This is a genomic window from Thauera terpenica 58Eu (genome assembly GCF_000443165.1).
GTDB classification, from domain to species: domain Bacteria; phylum Pseudomonadota; class Gammaproteobacteria; order Burkholderiales; family Rhodocyclaceae; genus Thauera; species Thauera terpenica.
Genome location: NZ_ATJV01000126.1, coordinates 1 through 873, shown reverse-complemented (window position 1 = coordinate 873; position 873 = coordinate 1). Strand labels below are relative to the sequence as shown.

Annotated in this window: 1 protein-coding gene; it reads right to left on the bottom strand. The window is 67.4% G+C overall.

The annotated features are described in order from the left end of the window. Positions 1-873, bottom strand: an 873-nt coding sequence (gene tnpC / locus M622_RS39185) for an IS66 family transposase (protein ID WP_021251210.1), incomplete at both ends; no start/stop codon positions are given.

Below are 873 nucleotides of genomic sequence, written 5' to 3'. Positions count from 1 at the left end.
ATGCAGGTAGCCCAGTGCGCCGCCGAGCACCGAGGTGGGCGGTACGGTGGGGAGCACCTGGTCGAGCCATCGACGCAGCTCGTCGATTACCGTACGGCTTTGGCTCTGGCGTTGCGCCAGCCGCTCGGTGTCGTTCAGTTCGCGCGCATCCCGCTCGATGGCGTAGAGCTTGCCGATCAAGGCCAGCGCTTCGTGGGCGCGGCCGCGCTTGCCGGCAGGCAGCACCTTGCTGGCGTCGACAAAGCGGCGGCGTGCGTGAGCCCAGCAGCCGAGCCGAGTCACCCCTTCGCAGAAGGCGATCGCCCCGTAGCTCTCGAGCCCGTCGGCCATCAAGTGCCCTTTCCAGCCTTCGAGCAGGCGTAAGGGCACCGCCTGCGCACGGCTCGGATCGTACTCGAAGAGAATCACCGGTTTGCCCGGCGGGCCGCCGCGCTGCACCCACATCTGACTCTTGCTGGTTGCCGCCCGACCCGGCTCCTTGAGCACCTGGACCGGGGTCTCGTCCATGTGGATCACGTCGTGCCCGAGCAGCACGTCGCGCATCAGGTTGGCGATCGGCTGCAGGGCTTGCGCAGTGCCGATCACCCAGCGTGCCAAGGTCTGACGCGGCACGGTGACGCCGGCACGCGCCAGCACGTACTCGAAACGCGCCAGCGGCAGCCCATCGACGTACTTGGTGACGAGCAGCATCGCCAGAAGATCGTTGCTGGCGTTGCTCTTGGGCAGTACCTGCGCGGGGACAGGGGCGCTGATTGGCGCCTGGTCGCCCTTGGGGCAGCCGTAGCGTTTGCGGATGTGGCGCAACACGCGCACCTGCATCGGCACGATGTCGAGCTGTTCGCTGACGTCCTGTCCAATCTCGACCATGGGCGT